This is a genomic window from Streptococcus sp. DD11 (assembly GCF_001578865.1).
GTDB classification, from domain to species: domain Bacteria; phylum Bacillota; class Bacilli; order Lactobacillales; family Streptococcaceae; genus Streptococcus; species Streptococcus panodentis.
The window spans coordinates 79278-81257 of sequence record NZ_KQ969396.1; the positions used below are offsets into that span (position 1 = coordinate 79278).

General features: G+C 48.3%; 2 protein-coding genes and 1 pseudogene. All 3 read right to left on the minus strand.

Annotated elements, in window-relative coordinates; translation table 11 throughout:
• Nucleotides 1–432, minus strand: a 432-nt coding sequence (locus STRDD11_RS09825) for a fructose-bisphosphatase class III (protein WP_128837314.1), incomplete at its 3' end; no start/stop codon positions are given.
• 46 nt (nt 433–478) lie between these two features.
• Complete coding sequence (locus tag STRDD11_RS09830; protein WP_128837173.1) at nt 479–1291, minus strand: pyruvate, water dikinase regulatory protein; 813 nt, start codon at nt 1289–1291, stop codon at nt 479–481.
• Nucleotides 1292–1302: 11 nt separating this feature from the next.
• Nucleotides 1303–1931 (minus strand): annotated as a pseudogene (locus STRDD11_RS09835) (CBS domain-containing protein).
• Nucleotides 1932–1980 lie beyond the last annotated feature (49 nt).

Below are 1980 nucleotides of genomic sequence, written 5' to 3' on the forward strand. Positions count from 1 at the left end.
GGTGTCGCTGTAGAGCAGCTCCTCGATGATATAGACATACTGAGACGGCAGGGCCTTTCTGACCTTGGAGCGGGTGTATTTGGCAGCGACAAAGGCCAGAAGGGTCAGCAGCTGGGGGATGACCTCCTGATACCAAGCCTTGCTCTTGGACCCCTCGCCCAGCACCGCTTCAGGATAGGAAACAAGAGCAGACAGCCGATTTTTGTCTGCTTCTGGCCATTCCGTCCCGAAACAGTCATTGATTTTTTCATTGAGATTGCCTGCGCAGCTCCTTAGGATATAGTCAAAGGCTGCGAACTCTCCATGAATGTCGCTGATATAGAGCTCGGTTCCCTTGGGCAGATTTAAGATTGCCTCCAGATTAATCAGCTCCGTAATGACCTTTTGCCGCGAATCAAATTCCTTCAATAACATACGCTTGTGCAAATCCATTCTACTACCTCACCGTATTTACTGGCAAAGACCATTCAGAATTGGTCTACAGCAGAGTCTTCAGATGCTCTTCGATCAAATAAGCTGTTTCTTCGATTGATTTATCCGTAATATTGATGACATGGGCCTGGTATTTTTTAAAGACCTCTCGGGAATAGTCCAGTTCTTCGTAGATTTTCTCCAGATCCGTATAGCTGCTTGACTGAGTGAGACCGAGGGAATTGAGCCGATTGCTGCGAATCTTGGCCAATTTCTCCGGCTCGCACAAAAGGCCGATCAGGCGCTTTTTCTCCACTTTCTCCAAAACCTGCGGCAGGGGAACCTGCGGAATCAGGGGCAGATTGGATACCTTGTAGCCCTTATTAGCCAGATAGATGCTGAGCGGTGTCTTGGAGGTGCGCGATACTCCCAAGAGTACCAGATCCGAGTCCAAAAAGCCCTGAGGAGCCTTGCCGTCATCGTATTTGACGGCAAACTCAATAGCTGAAATTTTATTGAAATACTCAGTATCCAAACGGTGCAGGGTCCCCGGTACTTCAATGGGACTGGTGCCGGTCTTTTGCCTGATGATTTCAAAAAAAGGATGCATCAAATCCAGATAGGACAGGCCGTGCGCCTGACTGAACTCTCTGGCTGCTGCTGCCAGCCGTCCGTCTACCAGCGTGCTGATGACCAAGGCATCATCCTTGATGGCATCGCGCAGAATATCCAGCAGCTCTTCTTCCTGATTGATAAAAGGGAAGCGATAGCTGTTGTTAAATAGGATATCGGGATACTGGGCCGTTACGGCAGACAGAAGCTTCTGGGAAGTGCCGCCCAAAGAATCGGAAATACTGTAGACAATAATCTCTTTTTTCATAACTGTTCCTCTTATCTATTTACTTCAGCCTTTCTGGCCTGCTGGATAATATAATCTAATAAAGCAGATTTGGTAACGGTTCCCAAGATGCTGCGCTCCTCTTCCTTATCTACTATAGGAAGCGAGTCAATGGCAAAATCCTGCAGGAGAGCTGCCGCCTCCAGAATATTCATATCCTTGTGGCAGGTTTTGATATGGGGCATCCGCGTCATGCAGACGGCGACCGGTGTGCTGTCAATGTTGGTATTGAGCGAAGCCCGCAGCAGATCCTTGCGCGATAAGATGCCCAGCAGGAGCTGCTCTTCATCAATGACATAGAGCACATCCGCATCATACATAAATAAGGTAATAATGGCGTCCTGAATAAAGGAATCGTGGGAAACCAAGACCGGTGAGGTCATGATGTCGGCAACATTTGCCCGAAAAGTATCAAAAAGAAGAGAGTTTCCAAATCCGAGCCCGAATAGGTATAGCCAACCTTAGGGGTGGCCTTTAAAATTCCTACCAGAGTCAGAAAGGACAGGTCCGACCGCAGAGTCGCCCTGGATACATCCAGCAGTTCAGAAATCTTTTCACCGCTCAGCGGCTGGTGCTCCTTGACGATTTCGACCACTTTCTTCTGTCGTTTGCTTAGTTTCAAATAAGGAATCCTCCTTTTTCTCATAAAGTCTGCAAGCTGTCCCCTCCTT

What these genes read in the sequence shown, in the direction of transcription:
- STRDD11_RS09830 (WP_128837173.1), bottom strand. Translation starts at nt 1,291, where the DNA reads ATGAAAAAAGAGATTATTGTCTACAGTATTTCCGATTCTTTGGGCGGC.